Origin of the sequence: Escherichia sp. HH41S, from assembly GCF_009820115.1 — a bacterium.
Lineage (GTDB): Bacteria > Pseudomonadota > Gammaproteobacteria > Enterobacterales > Enterobacteriaceae > Escherichia > Escherichia coli_F.
The window spans coordinates 30,106-54,602 of record NZ_VNXE01000064.1 but is presented as its reverse complement, the minus strand read 5'-3'; the positions used below and the strand labels follow the sequence as shown (position 1 = coordinate 54,602).

Sequence of the window (24,497 nt, the reverse complement as noted above, 5' to 3'; positions counted from 1 at the left end):
GGCAATTTTGCTTATTTAAACTGACGATTCAACTTTAAAATCTTTGAAATAATATTGCTTATCCCGGTCGCTTATTTCGCGAATAACCCGACAAGGAATGCCAGCAGCTACGACGTTTGGTGGAATGTCTTTTGTGACGACACTTCCCGCGCCAATAACAGAATTATCCCCGATGGTGACGCCTGGATTAATGACCACATGGCTGCCGATCCAGACGTTATTACCAATCGTTATCGCAAAAGAGTACATCTCTCCGTTTTTTCTTAATTCATGGTGTACAGGGTGTCCCGTAACGGAAATGGTAACGTTGGGGGCAATCAGTACGTTATCACCGATCGTTACCGTGTAGTCATCGACAATGGTTAAATTGAAATTTGCATAAAAATTGCGGCCTATATGGATGTTGGAGCCGTAAGAGAAATAGACAGGTGGTTCTACCCAGGCATTTTCCCCTACCGTGGCAAACATTTTTTTTATCAGGCTTTCTCTTTTTTCAACTTCCGCTGGATGCGAGTGATTAAACTCATACATTAATGTTTTCCCACGAAGTCTTTTTTCAGGTAAGCCTTCGCACATATCGGTAAATAGCTTTCCTGCTTTTATTCTTTCTGTCATCGACATGTTCATTTTGATCATTCTGTCCTGATATGCTGGTCGGATAAGGCGCTCGCGCCGCATCCGACATTGATTGCTTAAGCGACTTCATTCACCTGACGACGCAGCAGGGAAAGCGGGCCGGGGCCGCTAAGCGTAAACACGGAAATTAAGGTGAAGCCCAGCGCCACCAGACCCAGCACCAGATAAGCGCCCTGGAAACCGATGCTTTCATACATATTGCCCGCCAGAACAGACATGAAAATCATCGCCAACTGCTTAAAGAAGCAGAAACAGACCAGATAAATTGTCGCTGAAAAACGCACTTCAAACTGGCTGGTAATATATTTAAAGCAGCCCACCAGCAGGAACGGTACTTCAAACATATGCAGTGTTTTCAGAATAACCACTTCCAGCGCTGAGGTAGCGAACGATGAGCCAATAATACGTACTGACATAATAGTGCCAGCCAGCAGCAGGGCGTTTTTTCCACCGATGCGATTAATGATCAGCGGCGCAAAGAACATAATCGAGGCGTTAAGTAATTCGCCCATTGTCGTTACGTAGCCAAATACCCGCGTACCCTGCTCACCGGTGGCAAAGAACGAAGTAAAGAAATTAGCAAACTGTTGGTCAAAAACATCGTAGGTGCAGGAAACGCCAATAACATACAGTGACAAAAACCACAGTTTTGGCTGTCTGAACAGTTCCAGCGCCAGCTTAAGGCTAAATGCCGAATGGTTGGCACCTACCGCATTGGCAACCGTGGCGGAAGAAGGCGCATCCGTTTTGGCGAAAAAGAGTAAAACGGCAAGGATGAGTGCACAGCCAGAACCCAGCCAGAAAACAAACTGATTATTAATGGTGAACATGATGCCGACAATTGAGGCACACAGCGCCCAACCAACACAGCCAAACATCCGCGCGCGACCAAATTCGAAATTACTGCGACGGCTGACTTTCTCGATAAATGCCTCTACTGCTGGCGCACCGGCGTTAAAACAAAAGCCAAGATAAATACCACCAACAATCGATCCTACAAGAATGTTGTATTGTAACAGTGGCCCGAAGATAAAAATAAAGAACGGCGCAAACATCACTAACATGCCGGTAATCATCCACAGCAGGTATTTGCGCAGCCCGAGTTTGTCAGAAAGCAGACCAAACAGCGGTTGGAATAATAGCGAGAACAGAGAAATAGCGGCAAAAATAATACCCGTATCACTTTTGCTGATATGGTTGATGTCATGTAGCCAAATGGGGAAAAACGGGAAGTAGGCTCCCATGATAAAAAAATAAAAGAAAAAGAAAAAACCGAACATCCAAAAGTTTGTGTTTTTTAAATAGTACATAATGGATTTCCTTACGCGAAATACGGGCAGACATGGCCTGCCCGGTTATTATTATTTTTGACACCAGACCAACTGGTAATGGTAGCGACCGGCGCTCAGCTGGAATTCCTCCGACACTGACGGGCTCCAGGAGTCGTCGCCACCAATTCCCATATGGAAACCGTCGATATTTAGCCATGTGCCTTCTTCCGCGCGCAGCAGATGGCGATGGCTGGTTTCCATCAGTTGTTGTTGGCTGTAGCGGCTGATGTTGAACTGGAAGTCGCCGCGCCACTGGTGTGGTCCATAATTCAATTCGCGCGTCCCGCAGCGCAGACCGTTTTCGCTCGGGAAGACGTACGGGGTATACATGTCTGACAATGGCAAGTCCCAGCGGTCAAAACAGGCCGCAGTCAGACGGTCGGGATAGTTTTCTTGCGGCCCTAATCCGAGCCAGTTTACCCGCTCTGCGACATGTGCGAGCTCGCAGGTCAGGCCAATCCGCGCCGGATGCGGTGTGTCGCTCGCTACTTCAACATCCACACTGACGACCATCTCACCGTGCCCATCGATACGGTAGGTTTTCCGGCTGATAAATAAGGTTTTCCCCTGATACTGCCAGGCGTGGACAGTGGTAATCAGCACTGCGTCGGCAAGCGTATCTGCCGTGCACTGCAACAACGCGGCTTCGGCCTGGTAATGGCCCGCCGCCTTCCAGCGTTCTACCCAGGCATTCGGGTCAATGCGGGTCGCTTCACTGACGCCAATGTCGTTATCCAGCGGGGCACGGGTGAACTGATCGCGCAGCGGCGTCAGCAGTTGTTTTTCATCGCCAATCCACATCTGTGAAAGAAAGCCTGACTGGCGGTTAAATTGCCAACGCTTATTACCCAGCGCGATGCAAAAATCCGTTTCGCTGGTGGTCAGTTGCGGAATGGTGTGGGGCGCGGAGGGGAGTGCCACACTGAGGTTTTCCGCCAGTCGCCATTGTTGCCAGGCGCTGATGTGTCCGGCTTCTGACCAGGCGGTCGCGTTAGGTTGCACTACGTGTACCGTAAGCCAGAGTTGTCCGGCGCTCTCCGGCTGCGGTAGTTCAGGCAGTTCAATCAACTGTTTACCTTGTGGAGCGACAGTCAGAGGCACTTCACCGCTTGCCAGCGGCTTGCCATCCAGCGCCACCGACCAGTGCAGGAGCTCGTTATCGCTATGACGAAACAGGTATTCGCTGGTCACTTCGATGGTTCGCCCGGATAAACGGAACTGGAAAAACTGCTGTTGGTGTTTTGCTTCTGTCATTGCCGGATGTGGCGTGCGGTCGGCAAAGACCAGACCGTTCATGCAGAACTGGCGATCGTTCGGCGTATCGCCAAAGTCACCACCGTAAGCCGACCACGGGTTGCCGTTTTCATCATATTTAATCAGCGACTGATCCACCCAGTCCCAGACGAATCCACCCTGTAAACGGGGGTACTGACGAAACGCCTGCCAGTATTTCGCGAAGCCGCCAAGACTGTTACCCATTGCGTGGGCGTATTCGCAAAGGATCAGCGGGCGCGTCTCTCCAGGCAGCGAAAGCCATTTTTTAATGGACCATTTCGGCACAGCCGGGAAGGGCTGGTCTTCATCCACGCGCGCGTACATCGGGCAAATAATATCGGTGGCTGTGGTGTCTGCTCCGCCGCCTTCATACTGCACCGGGCGGGAAGGATCGACAGATTTAATCCAGCGATAGAGTGCGTCGTGATTGGCACCGTGGCCCGATTCATTACCCAGCGACCAGATAATTACGCTCGGGTGATTTCGATCGCGCTGCACCATCCGCGTTACGCGTTCACTCATGGCCGGTAGCCAGCGTGGATCATCGGTCAGTCGATTCATCGGCACCATGCCGTGGGTTTCAATATTGGCTTCATCCACCACATACAGGCCGTAGCGGTCGCACAGCGTGTACCACAGCGGGTGGTTCGGATAATGCGAACAGCGCACGGCGTTAAAGTTGTTCTGCTTCATCAGCAGGATATCCTGCACCATCGTTTGCTCATCCATGACCTGACCATGCAGAGGATGATGCTCGTGACGGTTAACGCCGCGAATCAGCAACGGCTTGCCGTTCAACAGCAGCAGACCATTTTCAATCCGCACCTGGCGGAAACCGACATCACAGGCTTCCGCTTCAATTAGCGTGCCGTCGGCGGTGTGCAGTTCAACCACCGCACGATAGAGATTCGGGATTTCGGCGCTCCACAGTTTCGGGTTTTCGACGTTCAGACGTAGTGTGACGCGATCGGCATAACCGCCACGCTCATCGATAATTTCACCGCCGAAAGGCGCGGTGCCGCTGGCGACCTGCGTTTCACCCTGCCACAAAGAAACCGTCACCCTCAGCGCATCGCGCAGCTCGCCGTACATCTGAACTTCTGCCTCCAGTACAGCGCGGCTGAAATCATCATTAAAGCGAGTGGCAACATGGAAATCGCTGATTTGCGTGGTCGGTTTATGCAGCAACGAGACGTCACGGAAAATGCCGCTCATCCGCCACATATCCTGATCTTCCAGATAACTGCCGTCACTCCAGCGCAGCACCATCACCGCGAGGCGGTTTTCTCCGGCGCGTAAAAATGCGCTCAGGTCAAATTCAGACGGCAAACGGCTGTCCTGTCCGTAACCGACCCAGCGCCCGTTGCACCACAAATGAAACGCCGAGTTAATGCCATCAAAAATAATTCGCGTCTGGCCTTCCTGTAACCAGCTTTCATCAACATTAAATGTGAGCGAGTAACAACCTGTCGGATTCTCCGTGGGAACAAACGGTGGATTAACTGCAATGGGATAGGTCACATTGGTGTAGATAGGCGCATCGTAACCGAGCATCTGCCAGTTTGAGGGGACGACGACAGTATCGGCGTCAGGAAGATCGCGCTCCAGCCAACTTTCCGGCACCGCTTCTGGGGACGGGAACCAGGCAAATTGCCACTCACCATTCAGGCTGCGTAACTGCCGGGAAGGGCGATTATAGCGGGCCTCTTCACTATTTCGCCAGCTGGCGAAAGGAGGATGCGCCGCAATGCGGTTGAGTTGGGTAACGCCAGGGTTTTCCCAGTCACGACGTTGTAATACGACGGCCAGTGAATCCGTAATCATGGTCATAGCTGTATCCTGTGTGAAATTGTTATCCGCTCACAATTTCATACAACATACGAGTCGGACACATCAGGTGTAAAGCCTGGGGTGCCTAATGAGTGAGCTGACTCACATTAATTGCGTTGCGCTCACTGCTCGCTTTCCAGTCGGGAAATTTGTCGCGCCAGTTGCATTAAGGAATCAGCCAACGCCTGGGGAGAAGCGGTTTGCGTATTGGGTGGCAGGGTGGTTTTTCGTTTCACCAGTGAGACGGGCAACAGCTGATTGCCCTTCACTGCCTGGCCCTGAGAGAGTTGCAGCAAGCGGTCCACGCTGGTTTGCCCAAGCAGGCGAAAATCCTGTTTGATGGTCGTTAATGGCGGGATATAACACGAGCTGTCTTCGGTATCGTCGTATCCCACTACCGAGATATCCGCGCCGACGCGCAGCCCGAACTCGGTAATGGCGCGCATTGCACCCAGCGCCATCTGATCGTTGGCAACCAGCATCGCGGTAGGAATGATGCCCTCATTCAGCATCTGCATGGTTTGATGAAAACCGGACATGGCGCTCCAGTCGCCTTCCCGTTCCGCTATCGGTTGAATTTGATTGTGTTTAAGATATTTATGCCAGCCCGCCAGACGCAGACGCGCCGAGACAGAACTTAATGGGCCCGCTAACAGCGCGATTTGCTGGTGACCCAATGCGACCAAATGCTCTACGCCCAGCCGCGTACCGTCTTCATGGGAAAAAATAATACTGTTGATGGGAGTCTGGTCAGAGACATCAAGAAATAGCGCCGGAACATTAGCGCAGGCTGCCTCCACAGCAATGGCATCCTGGTCATCCAGCGGATAGTTGATGATCAGACCACTTACGCGTTGCGCGAGAAGATTGTGTACTGCCGCTTTACAGGCTTCGACACCGCTTCTTTCTACCATCGACACCACCACGCTGGCACCCAGTTGATCGGCGCGAGATTTAATCGCCGCGACAATTTGCGACGGTGCGTGCAGGGCCAGACTGGAGGTGGCAACGCCAATCAGCAACGACTGTTTGCCCGCTAACTGTTGTGCTACGCGGTTGGGAATGTAATTTAGCTCCGCCATCGCCGCTTCCACTTTTTCCCGCGTTTTCGCTGAAACGTGGCTGGCCTGATTCACCACGCGGGAAACGGTCTGATAAGAGACACCGGCATACTCCGCGACATCGTATAGCGTTACTGGTTTCACATTCACCACCCTGAATTGACTTTCTTCCGGGCGCTATCATGCCATACCACGAAAGGTTTTGCGCCATTCTGCGGGGCTGACGCCGAAGTGAGATTTAAAATGCTGACGCCAGGTCACAGGTGAGAGAAAACCCACCTCAGCCGCTATCCGCTCAACGGGCAACTGACTGGATCCCAACAGTTCCTGGCTACGGCGTAAGCGTTCAGTGATGAGCCATTCGGCGATACTCGAACCGGTCGCTTTCATAAAATGACGGGTTAGTGTGCGGCGACTCATCATTACTCGCTGAGCCAGCGAGTCGAGATCATGCTGTTGCGCAATGTTTTGCCGCAGGTAATCCAGCAGGAGGTTAATGCGTTCATCATGGGTATTTTTCGGCACCGGTTGCTCTATAAACTGCGCCTGACCGCCGGTGCGATATGGCGGTACGACCATCCGTCGGGCAATATGGTTAGCATAGTCGCTGCCAAAATGTTGCCGAACAATATACAAACAGCAATCCAGCGCCGCGGCAGTACCGGCAGAGGTAATAATGCCATCATCGTCTACATACAACGCGTTAATATCCAGATGTGTTTGTGGAAAACGTGCCTGAAATTCACGCTCGAACTCCCAGTGCGTGGCAGCACGCTTATTGTTCAGTAAACCTGCATAGCCGAGCACAAACGTGCCCAGGCAAAGCCCGACAATCTGTGCCCCGTTATCTCGTGCGGTCGTTAAGGCTTCCAGCAGTTTTTGTGGCGGTTTTTGTGTAATTGTTCCCCAGTAAGGAATTATTACAATATCCGCCTGGATGACTGCCGTATAGTCATGGGTGGCGGTTACGGAAAACCCATCGGCAGAGTCCACGTTTCCCGGCTTTTCAGCGCAGATAATTACATGAAAGCGTTTTTTCTCCGCCATTTTTTCGCTAAACACGATAAACGGTACGGAAAGGTGAAAAGGACTAAAACCGGCTACGGCGATAATGGCAACAGTTAGCGGGCGCATAACACTCTTTATCTCCGAATTAGAATGTCAACGTTTCACCATCTTCTGGTACGTTCACAAATTCGATAATTTGATTATCTCTGGCGTATTCCTTGAGCGCATCACGCGTCAGCAAACAGTGGTTTACGGCCTCCATATGTGTCGCGACAATTTGCGCTTCTGGCAGGGTGAAATGTGTTTTGAGAATATCTTCAGCTCCCATAATTATCGCGCCATGCCCCAGAACATGCGCAAATCCGGCATTCAACACCACCACTTCTGGTTGGAAAGTTAGCATTGTATCCTCGACGTCATCACGCCAGAGGGTATCGCCAGCCAGATAGAGCGTTTTCTCTGTCGGGTGCTGGAAAACAACGCCGCAGGTTGCGCCTAAACGCTTCGCCATAGCCGGGTCTGCATAGGTGTGATCGGAGCCGTGCTGCCCTGTCGTTTTATGCAGAGTAATATCGCCAAATTTAGTCTCGTCGGCAAGTACGGTAAGATGCGTAAATCCTTGTTTATGCAGTGATTCAGCATCTTGCTCATTTTGCACATAAATCAGTTTATCTTTGGGGACGACGCGGGAGGCTGTTTCGTCCCAGTGATCTTCATGCAAATGGGTCACTATTAGGGCGTCAACGTTGAGTAACGTTGTTAAATCGCACGGTAATTCTACCGTTGGATTGCGGATTTCTGCGCGTGCCGTTCCGGCAAAACCCGGATAACTTCCTTTAGGCGCGAGTAACGGGTCAATAAGAAATGTTTTGCCAGCGTATTGGATAATTTGGGTGGCATTACGAATTTGAGTAATTTTCATGATTTGCTCCACATCACAGTATTGATGGCATTAGCGTAGCGTGCAGCCCGTACTGTGCATGTGGGCAAATGGGCGAATAACGATGAGAATGGGCCAAATTACACATTGGCGCAACTAGCGTAAATGCACGCCGCTTCGCCGTCCGGCCACCAGAATAGCCTGCGATTCAACCCCTTCTTCGATCTGTTTTGCTACCCGTTGTAGCGCCGGAAGATGCTTTTCCGCTGCCTGTTCGATGGTCATTGCGCTTGCCATATACACCAGATTCAGACAGCCAATCACCCGTTGTTCACTGCGTAGGGGCACGGCAATGGAGGCGATCTTCTCTTCCTGATCCCAGCCACGGTAGTTCTGTCCGTAACCCTCTTTGCGTGCGCGCGCCAGAATGGCTTCCAGCTTTAACGGTTCCCGTGCCAGTTGATAGTCATCACCGGGGCGGGCGGCTAACATTTCGATTAACTCCTTGCGTTCTTGTTCCGGGCAAAAGGCCAGCCAGGTCAGGCCCGAGGCGGTTTTCAGAAGCGGTAAACGTCGCCCGACCATTGCCCGGTGAAAGGATAAGCGGCTGAAACGGTGGGTGGTTTCGCGTACCACCATTGCATCAACATCCAGCGTGGACACATCTGTCGGCCATACCACTTCGCGCAACAGATCGCCCAGCAGTGGGGCCGCCAGTGCAGAAATCCATTGTTCGTCACGAAATCCTTCGCTTAAATGCCGCACTTTGATGGTCAGACGAAAACTGTCATCGGAGGGACTGCGCCGGACATATCCCTCTTCCTGCAGCGTTTCCAGCAGTCGCCGCACAGTGGTGCGATGCAGGCCGCTGAGCTCCGCCAGCAGCCCGACGCTGGCACCGCCATCGAGTTTATTTAACATATTTAATAACATTAGACCGCGGGTTAAGCCGCGCACGGTTTTGTATTCCGTCTGCTCATCTTTCTGCATATTAATTGACATTTCTATAGTTAAAACAACGTTGTGCACCTGGTGCACACTCAGGCATGTTTTGATTGTAGCCGAAAACACCCTTCCTATACTGAGCGCACAATAAAAAATCATTTACATGTTTTTAACAAAATAAGTTGCGTTGAACTGTGCGCGCAACGGCATTTTGTCCGAGTCGTGAGGTACTGAAATGGCAATACAACACCCTGACATCCAGCCTGCTGTTAACCATTGCGTTCAGGTGGCGATCGCTGGTGCCGGTCCGGTCGGGCTGATGATGGCGAACTATCTCGGCCAGATGGGCATTGACGTGCTGGTGGTGGAGAAACTCGATAAGTTGATCGACTATCCACGCGCGATTGGAATTGATGACGAGGCGCTGCGCACCATGCAGTCGGTTGACCTTGTCGATAATGTTCTGCCGCACACTACTCCGTGGCATGCGATGCGTTTTCTTACCCCAAAAGGCCGCTGTTTTGCTGATATTCAGCCAATGACCGATGAATTTGGCTGGCCGCGTCGTAACGCCTTTATTCAGCCGCAGGTCGATGCGGTGATGCTGGAAGGGTTGTCGCGGTTTCCGAATGTGCGCTGCCTGTTTTCCCGCGAGCTGGAGGCCTTCAGCCAGCAAGATGACGAAGTGACCTTGCACCTGAAAACGGCAGAAGGGCAGCGGGAAACGGTCAAAGCCCAGTGGCTGGTAGCCTGTGACGGTGGAGCAAGTTTTGTCCGGCGCACCCTGAATGTGCCGTTTGAAGGTAAAACCGCACCAAATCAGTGGATTGTGGTGGATATCGCCAACGATCCGTTAAGTACGCCGCATATCTATTTGTGTTGCGATCCGGTGCGCCCGTATGTTTCTGCAGCTCTGCCTCATGCGGTACGTCGCTTTGAATTTATGGTGATGCCGGGCGAAACCGAAGAACAGCTCCGCGAGCCGCAAAATATGCGCAAACTGTTAAGCAAAGTGCTGCCTAATCCGGACAACGTCGAATTGATTCGTCAGCGTGTCTACACCCACAACGCGCGACTGGCACAACGTTTTCGTATTGACCGCGTACTGCTGGCGGGCGATGCCGCACATATCATGCCGGTGTGGCAGGGGCAGGGCTATAACAGTGGTATGCGCGACGCCTTTAACCTCGCCTGGAAACTGGCGTTGGTTATCCAGGGGAAAGCTCGCGATGCGCTGCTCGATACCTATCAACAAGAACGTCGCGATCACGCCAAAGCGATGATTGATCTGTCGGTGACGGCGGGCAACGTACTGGCTCCGCCGAAACGCTGGCAGGGTACGTTACGTGACGGTGTTTCCTGGCTGCTGAATTATCTGCCGCCAGTAAAACGCTACTTCCTCGAAATGCGCTTCAAGCCGATGCCGCAATATTACGCCGGTGCGCTGGTGCGTGAAGGCGAAGCGAAGCACTCTCCGGTCGGCAAGATGTTTATTCAGCCGAAAGTCACGCTGGAAAACTGCGACGTGACGTTGCTCGATAACGCGATCGGCGCGAACTTCGCGGTAATTGGCTGGGGATGCAATCCACTGTGGGGGATGAGCGATGAGCAAATCCAGCAATGGCGCGCGCTGGGTACTCGCTTCATTCAGGTGGTGCCGGATGTGCAAATTCATACCGCGCAGGATAACTACGACGGCGTGCTGCGCGTGGGCGATACGCAAGGTCGCCTGCGTAGCTGGTTCGCACAACATAATGCTTCGCTAGTGGTGATGCGCCCGGATCGCTTTGTTGCCGCCATCGCCATTCCGCAAACTCTGGGTAATACGCTGAATAAACTGGCGTCCGTGATGACACTCAACCGCCCTGATGTCGACGTTTCTGTCGAAAAGGTAGCCTGATATGCGCGCTTATCTTCACTGTCTTTCCCACTCGCCGCTGGTAGGGTATGTCGACCCGGCGCAAGAGATACTCGATGAGGTCAATGGCGTGATTGCCAGCGCCCGCGAGCGTATTGCGGCTTTCTCCCCTGAACTGGTGGTGCTGTTTGCGCCAGATCATTACAACGGTTTTTTCTATGACGTGATGCCACCCTTCTGTTTAGGCGTTGGGGCGACGGCAATTGGCGATTTCGGCAGTGCGGCAGGAGAGCTTCCTGTGCCTGTGGAGTTGGCGGAGGCTTGTGCGCATGCCGTCATGAAGAGCGGGATTGATCTTGCCGTTTCTTACTGTATGCAGGTTGATCATGGGTTCGCCCAGCCGCTGGAGTTCTTGCTCGGTGGGCTGGATAAGGTGCCGGTCCTGCCTGTATTCATCAACGGTGTCGCCACGCCGCTACCTGGTTTTCAGCGTACCCGCATGTTGGGTGAAGCCATTGGACGTTTCACCAGTACGCTGAATAAGCGCGTGCTGTTCCTGGGTTCCGGTGGGCTTTCCCATCAGCCGCCGGTGCCAGAACTGGCGAAAGCGGATGCCCATATGCGCGATCGTCTGTTGGGTAGCGGGAAAGATTTGCCCGCCAATGAGCGCGAAATGCGCCAGCAACGGGTGATTAGCGCCGCTGAGAGGTTTGTTGAGGATCAGAGAACTCTGCATCCGCTCAACCCGATTTGGGATAACCAGTTCATGTCTTTGCTGGAGCAGGGACGCATACAGGAACTGGATGCCGTCAGTAACGAAGAGCTTTCCGCCATTGCAGGAAAGTCGACACATGAAATCAAAACCTGGGTCGCTGCTTTTGCCGCTATTTCTGCGTTTGGCAACTGGCGTAGCGAAGGGCGTTATTACCGCCCGATCCCGGAGTGGATTGCCGGATTTGGCTCGTTAAGCGCCAGAACAGAGAACTGAATATGCAGGAGAAGATGATGAGTTATCAGCCACAAACCGAAGCCGCCACCAGCCGTTTTCTGAATGTAGAAGAAGCGGGTAAAACGCTGCGCATCCATTTTAATGACTGCGGTCAAGGCGACGAAACCGTTGTCCTGCTGCACGGCTCCGGCCCGGGGGCTACGGGCTGGGCGAACTTCAGCCGCAATATCGATCCGCTGGTAGAAGCTGGCTATCGGGTGATCCTGCTGGATTGTCCTGGTTGGGGTAAGAGCGATTCGATCGTTAACAGTGGTTCGCGATCGGATCTCAATGCGCGCATCCTGAAAAGCGTGGTGGATCAACTGGATATCGCCAAAATCCACCTGCTGGGCAACTCGATGGGCGGCCACAGTTCTGTGGCGTTCACCCTTAACTGGCCGGAGCGCGTCGGCAAACTGGTGCTGATGGGCGGCGGTACAGGTGGCATGAGTTTGTTTACGCCGATGCCAACTGAAGGCATTAAGCGACTGAATCAGCTTTATCGCCAGCCGACTATCGAAAATCTGAAGCTGATGATGGATATCTTCGTTTTCGATACCAGCGATTTGACCGACGCCCTGTTTGAAGCGCGCCTGAATAATATGCTGTCGCGCCGCGATCACCTGGAAAACTTCGTTAAGAGCCTGGAAGCCAATCCGAAACAGTTCCCGGATTTTGGTCCACGTCTGGCGGAAATCAAAGCGCAAACTCTGATTGTCTGGGGGCGTAACGACCGTTTTGTGCCGATGGACGCAGGGCTGCGTCTGCTTTCTGGCATCGCCGGTTCTGAGCTGCATATCTTCCGCGACTGTGGTCACTGGGCTCAGTGGGAACATGCCGACGCTTTCAATCAACTGGTGCTGAATTTCCTCGCACGTCCTTAAGGAACGGTCATGACGAAGCATACTCTTGAGCAACTGGCGGCGGATTTACGCCGCGCCGCAGAGCAGGGCGAAGCGATTGCGCCGCTGCGCGATCTGATTGGTATCGATAACGCTGAAGCGGCCTACGCCATTCAGCACATAAATGTGCAATATGACGTTGCGCAGGGGCGTCGCGTGGTGGGGCGTAAAGTGGGACTGACGCATCCGAAAGTGCAGCAACAACTGGGGGTTGATCAACCGGATTTCGGAACATTATTTGCCGACATGTGTTATGGCGATAACGAAACCATTCCTTTTTCCCGTGTTCTGCAACCTCGTATTGAAGCAGAGATCGCACTGGTGCTAAACCGCGATTTACCCGCAACGGATATTACCTTCGACGAACTGTATAGCGCCATTGAATGGGTGCTTCCGGCGCTGGAAGTGGTGGGCAGCCGTATTCGCGACTGGTCGATTCAGTTTGTCGATACCGTGGCAGATAACGCCTCCTGTGGGGTATATGTCATCGGTGGTCCGGCGCAACGTCCGGCAGGGTTAGATCTGAAAAACTGCACTATGACGATGACGCGTAATAACGAAGAGGTTTCCAGCGGGCGCGGCAGCGAATGTCTGGGGCATCCACTTAATGCCGCCGTCTGGCTGGCACGCAAAATGGCCAGCCTGGGTGAACCGCTGCGTGCCGGAGATATCATTCTCACCGGGGCATTAGGTCCGATGGTGGCGGTAAATGCGGGCGATCGTTTTGAAGCCCATATTGAAGGCATAGGTTCAGTTGCTGCGACATTTTCAAACGCAGCCCTAAAAGGAAGTCTGTCATGAGTAAGCGTAAAGTCGCCATTATCGGTTCTGGCAATATTGGCACCGACCTGATGATTAAAATTTTGCGTCACGGTCAGCATCTGGAGATGGCGGTGATGGTCGGCATTGATCCTCAGTCCGACGGGCTGGCGCGTGCCAGACGCATGGGCGTCGCCACCACCCATGAAGGGGTGATCGGGCTGATGAACATGCCTGAATTTGCTGATATCGATATAGTGTTTGATGCGACCAGCGCGGGCGCGCATGTGAAAAACGATGCCGCTTTGCGCGAAGCGAAACCGGATATCCGCTTAATCGACCTGACGCCTGCTGCCATCGGCCCTTACTGCGTGCCGGTCGTTAATCTCGACGCAAACGTCGATCAATTGAACGTCAACATGGTCACCTGCGGCGGCCAGGCCACCATTCCGATGGTAGCGGCGGTTTCACGCGTGGCGCGTGTTCATTACGCCGAAATCATCGCTTCTATCGCCAGTAAATCTGCTGGCCCTGGCACGCGTGCCAATATCGATGAATTTACGGAAACCACCTCGCGAGCCATTGAAGTCGTAGGCGGCGCGGCAAAAGGGAAGGCGATTATTGTGCTTAATCCGGCAGAGCCGCCGTTGATGATGCGCGACACGGTGTATGTATTGAGCGATGAAGCTTCACAAGATGATATCGAAGCCTCAATTAATGAAATGGCTGAGGCGGTGCAGGCTTACGTACCGGGATATCGCCTGAAACAGCGCGTGCAGTTTGAAGTTATCCCGCAGGATAAACCGGTTAATTTACCGGGCATTGGTCAGTTCTCTGGGCTGAAAACGGCGGTCTGGCTGGAGGTCGAAGGCGCAGCGCATTATCTGCCTGCCTACGCAGGCAACCTCGACATTATGACTTCCAGTGCGCTGGCGACAGCAGAAAAAATGGCCCAGTCACTGGCGCGCAAGGCAGGAGAAGCGGCATGAACGGTAAAAAACTTTATATTTCAGACGTCACGTTGCGTGACGGTATGCACGCCATTCGTCATCAGTATTCACTTGAAAATGTCCGCCAGATTGCCAAAGCACTGGATGATGCCCGCGTGGATTCGATTGAAGTGGCCCATGGCGATGGTTTGCAGGGTTCCAGCTTTAACTATGGTTTCGGTGCGCATAGCGACCTTGAATGGATTGAAGCTGCGGCGGATGTGGTGAAGCACGCCAAAATCGCGACGTTGTTGCTGCCAGGAATCGGCACTATTCACGATTTGAAAAATGCCTGGCAGGCTGGCGCGCGGGTGGTTCGTGTGGCAACGCACTGTACCGAAGCTGATGTTTCCGCTCAGCATATTCAGTATGCCCGCGAACTCGGAATGGATACCGTTGGCTTTCTGATGATGAGCCACATGACCACGCCGGAGAATCTCGCAAAGCAGGCAAAGCTGATGGAAGGCTACGGTGCGACCTGTATTTATGTGGTGGATTCTGGCGGTGCGATGAACATGAGCGATATCCGTGACCGTTTCCGCGCCCTGAAAGCGGTGCTGAAACCGGAAACGCAAACCGGCATGCACGCTCACCATAACCTGAGCCTTGGCGTGGCGAACTCTATCGCGGCGGTGGAAGAGGGCTGTGACCGCATCGACGCCAGCCTCGCGGGGATGGGCGCGGGGGCAGGTAACGCGCCGCTGGAAGTGTTTATTGCCGCCGCGGATAAACTGGGCTGGCAGCATGGGACCGATCTCTATGCGTTAATGGATGCCGCTGACGACCTGGTGCGTCCGTTGCAGGATCGTCCGGTACGTGTCGACCGCGAAACGCTGGCGCTGGGATACGCTGGTGTTTACTCAAGCTTTTTGCGTCACTGTGAAACGGCGGCGGCGCGTTATGGTTTAAGCGCGGTGGATATTCTCGTTGAGCTGGGTAAACGCCGGATGGTCGGTGGTCAGGAGGATATGATCGTCGACGTGGCGCTGGATCTGCGCAACAACAAATCATGTTGACTGTTGACAACGTACATTTTGTATACCCATCCCAGGCATGATAAGACGCGTCAGCGTCGCATCAGGCAATGGCGCACGACTGCCGGATGCGGCGTAAACGCCTTATCCGGCCTACGGATGGCGCGGGAATTTGTAGGCATGATAAGACGCGTCAGCGTCGAATCAGGCAATGGCGCACGACAGCCGGATGCGGCGTAAACGTCTTATCCGGCCTACATTTCGCCCGTAGGTAGTCATTAAATGGTTTTGATTACGCGGCTGGCAATGTATCAGCCGCGATTCACCTGCATTCGCAACGAGGTTCATCTTATGTCGACTCGTACCCCTTCATCATCTTCATCCCGCCTGATGCTGACCGTCGGGCTTTGTTTTTTGGTCGCTCTGATGGAAGGACTGGATCTTCAGGCGGCTGGCATTGCGGCGGGTGGCATCGCCCAGGCTTTTGCACTCGATAAAATGCAAATGGGCTGGATATTCAGTGCCGGAATACTCGGTTTGCTACCCGGCGCGCTGGTTGGCGGAATGCTGGCGGACCGTTATGGTCGTAAACGCATTTTGATTGGTTCAGTTGCGCTGTTTGGTTTGTTCTCGCTGGCAACGGCTATTGCCTGGGATTTCCCCTCACTGGTCTTTGCGCGGCTGATGACCGGTGTCGGGCTGGGGGCGGCGTTGCCGAATCTTATCGCCCTGACGTCTGAAGCGGCGGGGCCACGTTTTCGTGGAACGGCGGTGAGCCTGATGTATTGCGGGGTTCCCATTGGCGCGGCGCTGGCGGCGACACTGGGTTTTGCAGGGGCAAACTTAGCCTGGCAAACGGTGTTTTGGGTAGGTGGCGTGGTGCCGTTGATTCTGGTGCCGCTGTTAATGCGCTGGCTGCCGGAGTCGATGGTGTTCGCTGGCGAAAAACAGGTTGCGCCGCCGCTGCGTGCGTTATTTGCGCCCGACACGGCAACCGCAACGCTGCTGCTGTGGTTGTGTTATTTCTTCACTTTGCTGGTGGTCTACATGTTGATCAACTGGCTACCGCTGCTTTTAGTGGAACAAGGATTCCAGCCATCGCAGGCGGCAGGGGTGATGTTTGCACTGCAAATGGGAGCGGCGAGCGGAACATTAATTTTGGGCGCGTTGATGGATAAACTGCGACCCATGGCCATGTCGCTACTGATTTATAGCGGCATGTTAGCTTCGCTGCTGGCACTGGGAACGGTATCGTCATTTAGCGGTATGTTGCTGGCGGGATTCGTCGCAGGGTTGTTTGCAACAGGTGGGCAAAGCGTTTTGTATGCATTGGCTCCGTTGTTTTACAGTTCGCAGATCCGCGCAACCGGCGTGGGAACCGCCGTGGCGATTGGGCGTCTGGGTGCCATGAGCGGCCCGTTGCTGGCAGGGAAAATGCTGGCATTAGGCACTGGCACGGTTGGCGTAATGGCCGCATCTGCGCCGGGTATTCTTGTTGCTGGATTAGCGGTGTTTATTTTGATGAGTCGAAAATCACGAATGCAGCCGTGCGCTGATGCCTGACGCGCCTTATTAAGCCGGGGCGAAAGGGACTTGCCCCCAATACACCTACGGCGTTTACAGGTATACTCGCTAAAAATTATTCAGCGGGTTTGGAAACAAAGATGGCAAAACTTACCTTACAAGAGCAGTTGCTCAAAGCAGGATTAGTCACAAGCAAAAAAGCGGCGAAGGTCGAGAGAACGGCGAAAAAATCGCGCGTTCAGGCGCGTGAAGCTCGGGCGGCGGTAGAAGAAAATAAAAAGGCACAGCTTGAGCGTGATAAACAGCTTAGCGAGCAGCAAAAACAAGCGGCGTTGGCGAAAGAATATAAAGCCCAGGTGAAGCAGCTTATTGAAATGAACCGGATCACCATTGCTAATGGCGATATTGGTTTTAACTTCACTGACGGTAATCTGATTAAGAAAATCTTTGTCGATAAGCTCACGCAAGCGCAGTTGATTAATGGTCGTCTGGCGATTGCCCGCTTGTTGGTCGATAACAATAGCGAAGGTGAATACGCCATTATTCCCGCCAGCGTTGCCGATAAAATTGCTCAGCGTGACGCCAGCAGTATTGTGTTGCACAGCGCGCTCAGCGCCGAAGAGCAGGATGAAGACGATCCGTATGCCGACTTTAAAGTGCCTGATGATTTGATGTGGTAATCATCGATAAGCCGTGCACAGATGCCTGATGCGACGCTGACGCGTCTTATCATGCCTACGGCTCATGGGCGAAATGTAGGCCGGATAAGGCGTTCACGCCGCATCCGGCAGTTGTGCGCAGATGCCTGATGCGACGCTATGCGCGTCTTATCATGCCTACGGTTTATGGGCGAAATGTAGGCGGATAAGGCGTTCACGCCGCATCCGGCAGCTGTGCGCAGATGATCAACCCATATTCAATTTATTGGCGTGGTAGGCAATATGCTCGCCAATAAAACTGGAGACAAAATAATAGCTGTGATCATAACCCTCGTGATAACGGATTAACGTTTTGATATTCATCTCCTGGCAGATCTTTTCAAGATTTGGAGTCCGCAGCTGTTCTGCGTAAAAATCATCACTCAATCCCTGATCAACCATGATTTCCGCAACGCGTTGACCTTGTGAAATAAGGCTCACCGGATCGTAATCCAACCAGGCATCTTTATTTTCACCAAGATACGCGGCAAAGGCTTGCTGTCCCCACGGTACTTGCGATGGGGAGACAATGGGCGAAAACGCCGAGACGCTGACATATTCATCTGGGTTACGTAACGCCAGCACCAGCGCGCCCAGCCCGCCCATAGAATGACCTGAGATAGACTTTCTGGTCGTTGCCGGAAAATGTTGCATCACTAAATCCGGCAGCTCGTTGTGGATATAATCATACATTTTGTAATGTTCATTCCACGGCGCTTGCGTTGCGTTCAGGTAAAACCCGGCACCTTGTCCGAGATCGTAACGGTCGGCATCTGCGACATGACTGCCTCGCGGACTGGTGTCTGGCGCAACAACAATAATGTTGTGCTCAGCCGCGTAACGTTGCATCCCCGATTTAGTAATGAAATTCTGCTCGTTACAGGTCAGGCCCGAAAGCCAGTACAGTACCGGCAATTTTTCATTCCCGGCTTTTGGCGGGAGATAGACACCGACATTCATTTCACATTTCAGTGATTGGGAATAATGCCGATACACATTTTGCCAGCCGCCAAAGCTGGCATGTTTTTCAATGAGTTCCATCAGTCATTATCTCATGGTTAATCCCCGGACGGCTGCCCGGGGACGGTATTGAGAACCCCGTCTGAACTGGACGGGGCGAAATCAGCGGGAAATCAGTAACGAATTACGGTTCGAATGGATTTGCCTTCATGCATCAGGTCGAAGGCGTCATTAATTTCATCCAGGCTCATGGTATGCGTGACAAACGGTTCCAGATCGATATCGCCTTTCATCGCATCTTCAACCATACCCGGTAACTGGGAACGACCTTTCACGCCGCCAAACGCGGAACCTTTCCATACGCGACCGGTGACCAACTGGAATGGACGGGTGGAGATTTCCTGACCGGAACCCGCGACCCCGATGATCACCGACTGACCCCAGCCGCGGTGAGCACTTTCCAGCGCCGCACGCATCACGTTGACGTTACCGATGCACTCAAAGGTATGGTCGATACCCCATTTGTTGATATCCAGCAGGACATCTTTAATCGGTTTGTCGTAGTCATTCGGGTTAATGCAGTCAGTAGCACCGAAGCGACGCGCCAGATCGAATTTCTTCGGGTTCGTATCGATAGCGATAATCCGTCCCGCTTTCGCCTGACGCGCGCCCTGAACCACTGCCAGACCAATCGCGCCAAGACCAAACACGGCAACAGAATCACCTGGCTGGACTTTAGCAGTGTTATGCACCGCGCCAATGCCAGTGGTCACGCCACAGCCCAGCAGGCAGACGTGTTCATGGTTTGCTTCTGGATTAATTTTGGCCAGAGACACTTCCGCAACCACGGTGTATTCACTGAATGTAGAGCATCCCATGTAGTGATACAGCGGCTGCCCGTTGTAAGAAAAACGGGTGGTGCCGTCTGGCATCAGGCCTTTGCCCTGAGTCTCGCGAACTGCGACACAGAGGTTAGTTTTGCCGGAACGACAGAACTCACACTCGCCGCACTCTGCGGTATAAAGCGGGATCACATGGTCGCCAGGTTTGACGCTGGTTACGCCTTCACCGACTTCAACCACAACGCCGGCCCCTTCGTGACCGAGAACTACCGGGAATACACCTTCCGGGTCATCGCCGGAGAGGGTAAATGCGTCGGTATGGCAAACGCCGGTATGGGTGACTTTAATCAGCACTTCACCTTTTTTCGGTGGTGCAACGTCAATTTCAACGATTTCCAGCGGTTTACCGGGAGCAAATGCAACGGCAGCACGTGATTTCATCTCTCGCTCTTCCTCAATATGGTAATAGATTCAGCTATTTAAGATAGGCACGAACCAGTTCAATAGTGTCGTCAACGGATTGGCTGACTTCGCGGCTGTAGCAGTCATTTCGGTCAAACGTTTCCCGGATATGGCTTTCAAGCACTTCTGCCATCAGCCCGTTAGCCGCGCCCCGAACGGCAGCGATCTGTTGGAGTATGGCACGGCATTCGGCATCACCCTCCAGCGACCGTTCCAGAGCATCAATTTGCCCCCGAATACGACGAACTCGAGTAAGGACCTTTTTCTTCTCTTCCGGAGTACTGGGCATTTCGCACCTCATCATCTGCACGCAATATACTATAGGGGGGTATGCTATATGTCAATGCATACCCCCCTATAGTATATAGCATTGGAGCATAAAATTTATCCGGCCCCAGTATTTGTATGCATGATAAGAGGCGTGAGCGCTGCACCAGGCGATGTTTGTTAAAAATAGCAAAATGCGCATATTCGCTAACCATTGCCGATTTTTTTCTAAAAACGCTTTGTTCTTAACAAGACGTTTTAATTCCTTTATCAAACTGACCCGCAACGAAATACTGCTCCCATAACAAGACAGGGGAGCAGACAATCATGGCAATTTCATCGCGTAACACACTTCTTGCCGCACTGGCATTCATCGCTTTTCAGGCACAGGCGGTGAACGTCACCGTGGCCTATCAAACCTCCGCTGAACCGGCGAAAGTGGCTCAGGCTGATAACACCTTTGCTAAAGAGAGCGGGGCGACGGTGGACTGGCGCAAGTTTGACAGCGGAGCCAGCATCGTGCGGGCGCTGGCTTCAGGCGATGTGCAAATCGGCAACCTCGGTTCCAGCCCATTAGCGGTTGCAGCCAGCCAACAGGTGCCGATTGAAGTCTTCTTGCTGGCGTCAAAACTGGGTAACTCCGAAGCGCTGGTGGTGAAGAAAACCATCAGCAAACCCGAAGATCTGATTGGCAAACGCATTGCCGTACCGTTTATCTCCACCACGCATTACAGCTTGCTGGCGGCGCTGAAACACTGGGGCATTAAACCCGGGCAAGTGGAGATTGTGAACCTGCAGCCGCCTACGATTATCGCCGCCTGGCAGCGGGGAGACATTGATGGTGCTTATGTCTGGGCACCGGCGGTTAACGCCCTGGAAAAAGATGGCAAGGTGCTGACCGATTCTGAACAGGTCGGGCAGTGGGGCGCGCCGACACTGGACGTCTGGGTCGTGCGCAAAGATTTTGCCGAGAAACATCCTGAAGTCGTGAAAGCGTTTGCTAAAAGCGCCATCGATGCTCAGCAACCGTACATTGCTAACCCAGACGCGTGGCTGAAACAGCCGGAAAACATCAGCAAGCTGGCGCGTTTAAGCGGCGTGCCGGAAGGTGACGTTCCGGGGCTGGTGAAGGGGAATACCTATCTGACGCCGCAGCAACAAACGGCAGAACTGACCGGACCGGTGAATAAAGCGATCATCGATACCGCGCAGTTTTTGAAAGATCAGGGCAAAGTCCCTGCCGTGGCGAATGATTACAGCCAGTACGTGACCTCGCGCTTCGTGCAATAAAAGGAGGCGCAGATGCTGCAAATCTCTCATCTTTACGCCGATTATGGCGGCAAACCGGCGTTGGAAGATATCAACCTGACGCTGGAAAGCGGCGAGCTTCTGGTGGTTCTGGGACCGTCTGGCTGCGGCAAAACCACCTTGCTGAATCTGATTGCCGGTTTTGTGCCTTATCAGCATGGCAGCATTCAACTGGCGGGTAAGTGCATTGAGGGACCGGGCGCAGAGCGGGGCGTGGTTTTTCAGAATGAAGGGCTGTTGCCGTGGCGTAATGTGGTAGACAACGTGGCATTCGGCCTGCAACTGGCAGGTGTAGAGAAAGTACAGCGCCTGGAAATCGCGCACCAGATGCTGAAAAAAGTGGGGCTGGAAGGCGCAGAAAAACGCTATATCTGGCAGCTTTCCGGCGGTCAACGTCAGCGGGTAGGGATTGCCCGCGCGCTGGCGGCAAATCCCCAGCTGTTATTACTCGACGAACCGTTTGGCGCGCTGGACGCCTTCACCCGCGACCAGATGCAAACCCTGCTGCTGAAACTCTGGCAGGAGACGGGCAAGCAGGTGCTGTTGATTACCCACGATATAGAAGAAGCGGTGTTTATGGCGACTGAACTGGTTCTGCTTTCACCCGGCCCAGGCCGCGTGCTGGAACGCCTGCCGCTCAACTTCGCCCGCCGCTTTGTTGCCGGGGAACCGAGCCGCAGCATCAAGTCCGATCCACAATTCATCGCCATGCGCGAATATGTTTTAAGCCGCGTATTTGAGCAACGGGAGGCGTTCTCATGAGTGTGCTCATTAATGAAAAACTGCATTCGCATCGGCTGAAATGGCGCTGGCCGCTCTCGCGTCAGGTGACCTTAAGCATTGGCACGTTAGCGGTTTTACTCACGGTATGGTGGGCGGTGGCGGCGCTGCAACTGATTAGCCCGCTGTTTCTGCCGCCGCCGCAACAGGTAATGGCAAAACTGCTCACTATTGCAGGACCGCAGGGATTTATGGACGCCACCTTGTGGCAACATCTGGCAGCCAGCCTGACGCGCATTATGTTCGCGTTACTTGCGGCAGTGTTAATCGGCATTCCGGTTGGGATCGCCATGGGGCTAAGTCCGACGGTGCGGGGCATTCTGGATCCGATAATCGAGCTTTATCGTCCGGTGCCGCCGCTGGCTTATTTGCCGTTGATGGTGATCTGGTTTGGTATTGGTGAAACCTCAAAGATCTTACTGATCTATTTAGCGATTTTTGCGCCGGTGGCGATGTCGGCGCTGGCGGGGGTGAAAAGCGCGCAGCAGGTTCGCATTCGTGCCGCCCAGTCGCTGGGTGCCAGCCGTGCGCAGGTGCTGTGGTTTGTTATTTTGCCCGGCGCGCTGCCGGAAATCCTCACCGGATTACGCATTGGTCTGGGTGTGGGTTGGTCTACCCTGGTGGCGGCGGAGCTGATTGCCGCAACGCGCGGTTTGGGTTTTATGGTCCAGTCAGCGGGTGAATTTCTCGCGACTGACGTGGTGCTGGCGGGGATCGCGGTGATTGCGATTATCGCCTTTCTTTTAGAACTGGGTCTGCGCGCGTTACAGCGCCGCCTGACGCCCTGGCATGGAGAAGTACAATGAGTGAACGTCTGAGCATTACCCCGCTGGGGCCGTATATCGGTGCACAAATTTCGGGTGCCGACCTGACGCGTCCGTTAAGCGATAATCAGTTTGAACAGCTTTACCATGCGGTGCTGCGCCATCAGGTGGTATTTGTGCGTGAACAAGCCATTACACCGCAGCAGCAACGCGCGCTGGCCCAGCGTTTTGGCGAACTGCATATTATGACTAGGTAATTTATTCAAGATAATCGGGAAGAGATTGGAAAAGGCGGGATTTGATGGGATTCAATAAGTTAGATGTCTATTAGATTCAAGATAGGAGGCATCAAAAAATGTTCAATGCGCCACAATCGACAACATATTCAAGATAGGCGCGCCGTACCTTTCGATAGTTTGAAAGCCCTTCAAAACATCAGTATTGGCTCTAAACTTGATTTTAAAGAAGCTCTAAAGGCAGGTCAATGAAGTCAACCTGCCTTCGCTTTTAAACTGTGCGAGAGATTACTAGCTTCAATTTCTGCCAAAATCTCTCTAACTCTATCATCAGATAGATTATCTAGAAGTAGTGCCGCTGCTCGTTTTCGCCCTTCTAATTGGATCAACTCTTGGTTCTCAGGTTCCAGTAAGCGCGACAAGTATTTGGCTCCATTTAGTGCCAGGAGTTTGGACAACCGCTCAGCCTCCGGTGATTCCAGGGCACTCAGAATAGCTAGGAGTCGTTGTTGTGTGATATCGAGTGGTTGGTTCTGGGCGTTGTTATCTGTTTGAGGATGTAACGACTCTGCGTCTACCTTACCAAAAACAAGCCAATCAATACTTACTCCTTCTGCAAAAGCTATCTGACTAGCTACTTGTAGAGATGGTATCGCATCTTTCTCAAAATAGTTATTAAGTGTAGAGAATGGAAGCCCCCACGCTTTCGCAACAGCTGTTTTAGACCGACCACGCATTAACTTTGCCAGTCGTTCCTTGATGCTTTCTTTTTGAAATGCTGGAAAAGAAAAATCACTTTCTTTTTTATCGTTTTTTTCTTTTCTCTTAACTGCATGATTCATAAGCATTTATCCTTGTGTAGATAAAAATCACTAAAGAAAGAGATTTAAACTCTTTACTTTTCTTTTGTAGTGATCAAATATTTATCTGTAGAGATTATCCGGCGGTGTTATCCGCGCAGATAACTTTTAAGGATAAACGAATGATGTCTATAAATGAAGTTGTAAAACAGGACTGGCACCCGGCACATGTTGTCGCTGCGGTGCATGTGAAAGGCTTTACTTTGCGTTCGCTATCAGTTGAAGCAGGTTTAAACAAGGATTCTTTAAAGAATGCCTTGTACCGCAAATGCCCTAAGTATGAGCGCATTATTGCTGATGCTATCGGCGTGGCTCCGGAGGAGATCTGGCCCAGCCGCTACGTTCGTAAGGTGGCGTAAA

23 protein-coding genes and 1 pseudogene are annotated in these 24,497 nt (G+C 52.8%); 13 read left to right on the top strand and 11 right to left on the bottom strand.

The features are described from left to right. Positions 1 to 15 precede the first annotated feature (15 nt). The 7 genes from lacA to FQZ95_RS12310 form a co-directional block, all read right to left on the bottom strand. On the bottom strand, positions 16 to 627 hold the full coding sequence (gene lacA / locus FQZ95_RS12340) for a galactoside O-acetyltransferase (protein ID WP_160530284.1): 612 nt from the start codon (positions 625 to 627) through the stop codon (positions 16 to 18). Positions 628 to 692: 65 nt separating this feature from the next. Next, positions 693 to 1,946 carry a lactose permease gene (lacY, locus tag FQZ95_RS12335; protein WP_000291532.1) on the bottom strand — a complete coding sequence of 418 codons (1,254 nt, stop codon included), beginning with the start codon at positions 1,944 to 1,946 and terminating at the stop codon, positions 693 to 695. A 51-nt stretch (positions 1,947 to 1,997) separates the two neighbouring features. Further along, positions 1,998 to 5,072, bottom strand: coding sequence for a beta-galactosidase (lacZ, locus tag FQZ95_RS12330; protein WP_160530250.1), 3,075 nt, complete (start codon positions 5,070 to 5,072; stop codon positions 1,998 to 2,000). A gap of 122 nt (positions 5,073 to 5,194) precedes the next feature. Further along, entirely contained in the window at positions 5,195 to 6,277 is a 1,083-nt protein-coding gene (gene lacI, locus FQZ95_RS12325) for a DNA-binding transcriptional repressor LacI (protein WP_000805874.1), read from the bottom strand. Positions 6,278 to 6,313: 36 nt separating this feature from the next. Continuing rightward, entirely contained in the window at positions 6,314 to 7,267 is a 954-nt protein-coding gene (locus tag FQZ95_RS12320; RefSeq protein ID WP_001247700.1) for a GlxA family transcriptional regulator, read from the bottom strand. 19 nt (positions 7,268 to 7,286) lie between these two features. Continuing rightward, positions 7,287 to 8,063 (bottom strand): MBL fold metallo-hydrolase, encoded by a 777-nt coding sequence (locus FQZ95_RS12315; protein WP_160530249.1) that lies wholly within the window; start codon positions 8,061 to 8,063, stop codon positions 7,287 to 7,289. 114 nt (positions 8,064 to 8,177) lie between these two features. After that, the gene (locus FQZ95_RS12310; protein ID WP_237427991.1) at positions 8,178 to 9,011 is read right to left on the bottom strand and encodes a DNA-binding transcriptional regulator; all 834 of its coding nucleotides are present in this window, start codon (positions 9,009 to 9,011) and stop codon (positions 8,178 to 8,180) included. A gap of 190 nt (positions 9,012 to 9,201) precedes the next feature. Here FQZ95_RS12310 and FQZ95_RS12305 point away from each other — a divergent pair, with 190 nt between their 5' ends. The 8 genes from FQZ95_RS12305 (at position 9,202) to FQZ95_RS12270 (ending at position 17,640) form a co-directional block, all read left to right on the top strand. Then, on the top strand, positions 9,202 to 10,866 hold the full coding sequence (locus FQZ95_RS12305; RefSeq protein ID WP_160530247.1) for a bifunctional 3-(3-hydroxy-phenyl)propionate/3-hydroxycinnamic acid hydroxylase: 1,665 nt from the start codon (positions 9,202 to 9,204) through the stop codon (positions 10,864 to 10,866). 1 nt (position 10,867) lies between these two features. Continuing rightward, complete coding sequence (mhpB, locus tag FQZ95_RS12300; protein ID WP_160530246.1) at positions 10,868 to 11,812, top strand: 2,3-dihydroxyphenylpropionate/2,3-dihydroxicinnamic acid 1,2-dioxygenase; 945 nt, start codon at positions 10,868 to 10,870, stop codon at positions 11,810 to 11,812. Between the two features lie 17 nt (positions 11,813 to 11,829). Then, positions 11,830 to 12,696, top strand: a complete 867-nt coding sequence (mhpC, locus tag FQZ95_RS12295) for a 2-hydroxy-6-oxonona-2,4-dienedioate hydrolase (protein ID WP_000121898.1) — start codon at positions 11,830 to 11,832, stop codon at positions 12,694 to 12,696. Between the two features lie 9 nt (positions 12,697 to 12,705). Then, the gene (mhpD, locus tag FQZ95_RS12290; protein WP_160530245.1) at positions 12,706 to 13,515 is read left to right on the top strand and encodes a 2-keto-4-pentenoate hydratase; all 810 of its coding nucleotides are present in this window, start codon (positions 12,706 to 12,708) and stop codon (positions 13,513 to 13,515) included. Next, the gene (gene mhpF, locus FQZ95_RS12285) at positions 13,512 to 14,462 is read left to right on the top strand and encodes an acetaldehyde dehydrogenase (RefSeq protein WP_000044306.1); all 951 of its coding nucleotides are present in this window, start codon (positions 13,512 to 13,514) and stop codon (positions 14,460 to 14,462) included. Before mhpD ends, mhpF begins: the two co-directional genes overlap by 4 nt. Continuing rightward, complete coding sequence (mhpE, locus tag FQZ95_RS12280; protein WP_001013508.1) at positions 14,459 to 15,478, top strand: 4-hydroxy-2-oxovalerate aldolase; 1,020 nt, start codon at positions 14,459 to 14,461, stop codon at positions 15,476 to 15,478. The genes mhpF and mhpE overlap by 4 nt, the downstream gene beginning before the upstream one ends. A 309-nt stretch (positions 15,479 to 15,787) precedes the next feature. Then, positions 15,788 to 16,999, top strand: a complete 1,212-nt coding sequence (gene mhpT / locus FQZ95_RS12275) for a 3-(3-hydroxy-phenyl)propionate transporter MhpT (RefSeq protein WP_160530244.1) — start codon at positions 15,788 to 15,790, stop codon at positions 16,997 to 16,999. A gap of 101 nt (positions 17,000 to 17,100) precedes the next feature. Next, on the top strand, positions 17,101 to 17,640 hold the full coding sequence (locus FQZ95_RS12270) for a DUF2058 domain-containing protein (protein WP_001096705.1): 540 nt from the start codon (positions 17,101 to 17,103) through the stop codon (positions 17,638 to 17,640). A 225-nt stretch (positions 17,641 to 17,865) separates the two neighbouring features. Here the strand turns inward: FQZ95_RS12270 and fghA are convergent, their stop codons facing one another. The 3 genes from fghA to frmR all read right to left on the bottom strand — a co-directional run bounded on the left by fghA (position 17,866) and on the right by frmR (position 20,211). Continuing rightward, the gene (fghA, locus tag FQZ95_RS12265; RefSeq protein ID WP_160524142.1) at positions 17,866 to 18,699 is read right to left on the bottom strand and encodes an S-formylglutathione hydrolase; all 834 of its coding nucleotides are present in this window, start codon (positions 18,697 to 18,699) and stop codon (positions 17,866 to 17,868) included. 92 nt (positions 18,700 to 18,791) lie between these two features. Further along, positions 18,792 to 19,901 (bottom strand): S-(hydroxymethyl)glutathione dehydrogenase, encoded by a 1,110-nt coding sequence (gene frmA, locus FQZ95_RS12260; protein ID WP_000842102.1) that lies wholly within the window; start codon positions 19,899 to 19,901, stop codon positions 18,792 to 18,794. A gap of 34 nt (positions 19,902 to 19,935) precedes the next feature. Then, positions 19,936 to 20,211 carry a formaldehyde-responsive transcriptional repressor FrmR gene (frmR, locus tag FQZ95_RS12255; protein WP_001141271.1) on the bottom strand — a complete coding sequence of 92 codons (276 nt, stop codon included), beginning with the start codon at positions 20,209 to 20,211 and terminating at the stop codon, positions 19,936 to 19,938. Positions 20,212 to 20,516: 305 nt separating this feature from the next. On the opposite strand from frmR, the gene tauA reads away from it, so the two are divergent. The 4 genes and pseudogenes from tauA to FQZ95_RS12235 all read left to right on the top strand — a co-directional run. Next, a complete protein-coding gene (tauA, locus tag FQZ95_RS12250; RefSeq protein ID WP_160530243.1) occupies positions 20,517 to 21,479 on the top strand; it encodes a taurine ABC transporter substrate-binding protein in 963 nt (320 codons plus the stop codon). Positions 21,480 to 21,491: 12 nt separating this feature from the next. After that, positions 21,492 to 22,259, top strand: a complete 768-nt coding sequence (gene tauB / locus FQZ95_RS12245; RefSeq protein WP_039021002.1) for a taurine ABC transporter ATP-binding subunit — start codon at positions 21,492 to 21,494, stop codon at positions 22,257 to 22,259. After that, positions 22,256 to 23,083, top strand: a complete 828-nt coding sequence (tauC, locus tag FQZ95_RS12240) for a taurine ABC transporter permease TauC (RefSeq protein ID WP_160530242.1) — start codon at positions 22,256 to 22,258, stop codon at positions 23,081 to 23,083. The genes tauB and tauC overlap by 4 nt, the downstream gene beginning before the upstream one ends. Continuing rightward, positions 23,080 to 23,286 (top strand): annotated as a pseudogene (locus FQZ95_RS12235) (TauD/TfdA family dioxygenase); the annotation flags it as partial. The gene tauC and the pseudogene FQZ95_RS12235, both read left to right, overlap by 4 nt. A 245-nt stretch (positions 23,287 to 23,531) precedes the next feature. Here the strand turns inward: FQZ95_RS12235 and FQZ95_RS12230 are convergent. Beyond that, positions 23,532 to 24,119 (bottom strand): helix-turn-helix domain-containing protein, encoded by a 588-nt coding sequence (locus FQZ95_RS12230; RefSeq protein ID WP_077900543.1) that lies wholly within the window; start codon positions 24,117 to 24,119, stop codon positions 23,532 to 23,534. Positions 24,120 to 24,259: 140 nt separating this feature from the next. Here FQZ95_RS12230 and FQZ95_RS12225 point away from each other — a divergent pair, with 140 nt between their 5' ends. Beyond that, positions 24,260 to 24,496, top strand: coding sequence for a helix-turn-helix domain-containing protein (locus tag FQZ95_RS12225; RefSeq protein WP_000987080.1), 237 nt, complete (start codon positions 24,260 to 24,262; stop codon positions 24,494 to 24,496). Position 24,497: the final 1 nt, after the last annotated feature.

Excerpts from the sequence above, each read along its gene's own strand:
- fghA (WP_160524142.1), bottom strand. The coding sequence starts at position 18,699 with ATGGAACTCATTGAAAAACATGCCAGCTTTGGCGGCTGGCAAAATGTG.
- FQZ95_RS12230 (WP_077900543.1), bottom strand. The coding sequence starts at position 24,119 with ATGAATCATGCAGTTAAGAGAAAAGAAAAAAACGATAAAAAAGAAAGT.
- mhpE (WP_001013508.1), top strand. The coding sequence starts at position 14,459 with ATGAACGGTAAAAAACTTTATATTTCAGACGTCACGTTGCGTGACGGT.
- frmA (WP_000842102.1), bottom strand. The coding sequence starts at position 19,901 with ATGAAATCACGTGCTGCCGTTGCATTTGCTCCCGGTAAACCGCTGGAA.
- tauC (WP_160530242.1), top strand. The coding sequence starts at position 22,256 with ATGAGTGTGCTCATTAATGAAAAACTGCATTCGCATCGGCTGAAATGG.
- FQZ95_RS12270 (WP_001096705.1), top strand. The coding sequence starts at position 17,101 with ATGGCAAAACTTACCTTACAAGAGCAGTTGCTCAAAGCAGGATTAGTC.
- FQZ95_RS12305 (WP_160530247.1), top strand. The coding sequence starts at position 9,202 with ATGGCAATACAACACCCTGACATCCAGCCTGCTGTTAACCATTGCGTT.
- tauA (WP_160530243.1), top strand. The coding sequence starts at position 20,517 with ATGGCAATTTCATCGCGTAACACACTTCTTGCCGCACTGGCATTCATC.
- FQZ95_RS12315 (WP_160530249.1), bottom strand. The coding sequence starts at position 8,063 with ATGAAAATTACTCAAATTCGTAATGCCACCCAAATTATCCAATACGCT.
- FQZ95_RS12225 (WP_000987080.1), top strand. The coding sequence starts at position 24,260 with ATGATGTCTATAAATGAAGTTGTAAAACAGGACTGGCACCCGGCACAT.
- FQZ95_RS12320 (WP_001247700.1), bottom strand. The coding sequence starts at position 7,267 with ATGCGCCCGCTAACTGTTGCCATTATCGCCGTAGCCGGTTTTAGTCCT.
- mhpB (WP_160530246.1), top strand. The coding sequence starts at position 10,868 with ATGCGCGCTTATCTTCACTGTCTTTCCCACTCGCCGCTGGTAGGGTAT.
- mhpT (WP_160530244.1), top strand. The coding sequence starts at position 15,788 with ATGTCGACTCGTACCCCTTCATCATCTTCATCCCGCCTGATGCTGACC.
- lacZ (WP_160530250.1), bottom strand. The coding sequence starts at position 5,072 with ATGACCATGATTACGGATTCACTGGCCGTCGTATTACAACGTCGTGAC.
- mhpF (WP_000044306.1), top strand. The coding sequence starts at position 13,512 with ATGAGTAAGCGTAAAGTCGCCATTATCGGTTCTGGCAATATTGGCACC.
- mhpD (WP_160530245.1), top strand. The coding sequence starts at position 12,706 with ATGACGAAGCATACTCTTGAGCAACTGGCGGCGGATTTACGCCGCGCC.
- frmR (WP_001141271.1), bottom strand. The coding sequence starts at position 20,211 with ATGCCCAGTACTCCGGAAGAGAAGAAAAAGGTCCTTACTCGAGTTCGT.
- lacA (WP_160530284.1), bottom strand. The coding sequence starts at position 627 with ATGAACATGTCGATGACAGAAAGAATAAAAGCAGGAAAGCTATTTACC.
- tauB (WP_039021002.1), top strand. The coding sequence starts at position 21,492 with ATGCTGCAAATCTCTCATCTTTACGCCGATTATGGCGGCAAACCGGCG.
- FQZ95_RS12310 (WP_237427991.1), bottom strand. The coding sequence starts at position 9,011 with ATGCAGAAAGATGAGCAGACGGAATACAAAACCGTGCGCGGCTTAACC.
- lacY (WP_000291532.1), bottom strand. The coding sequence starts at position 1,946 with ATGTACTATTTAAAAAACACAAACTTTTGGATGTTCGGTTTTTTCTTT.
- mhpC (WP_000121898.1), top strand. The coding sequence starts at position 11,830 with ATGAGTTATCAGCCACAAACCGAAGCCGCCACCAGCCGTTTTCTGAAT.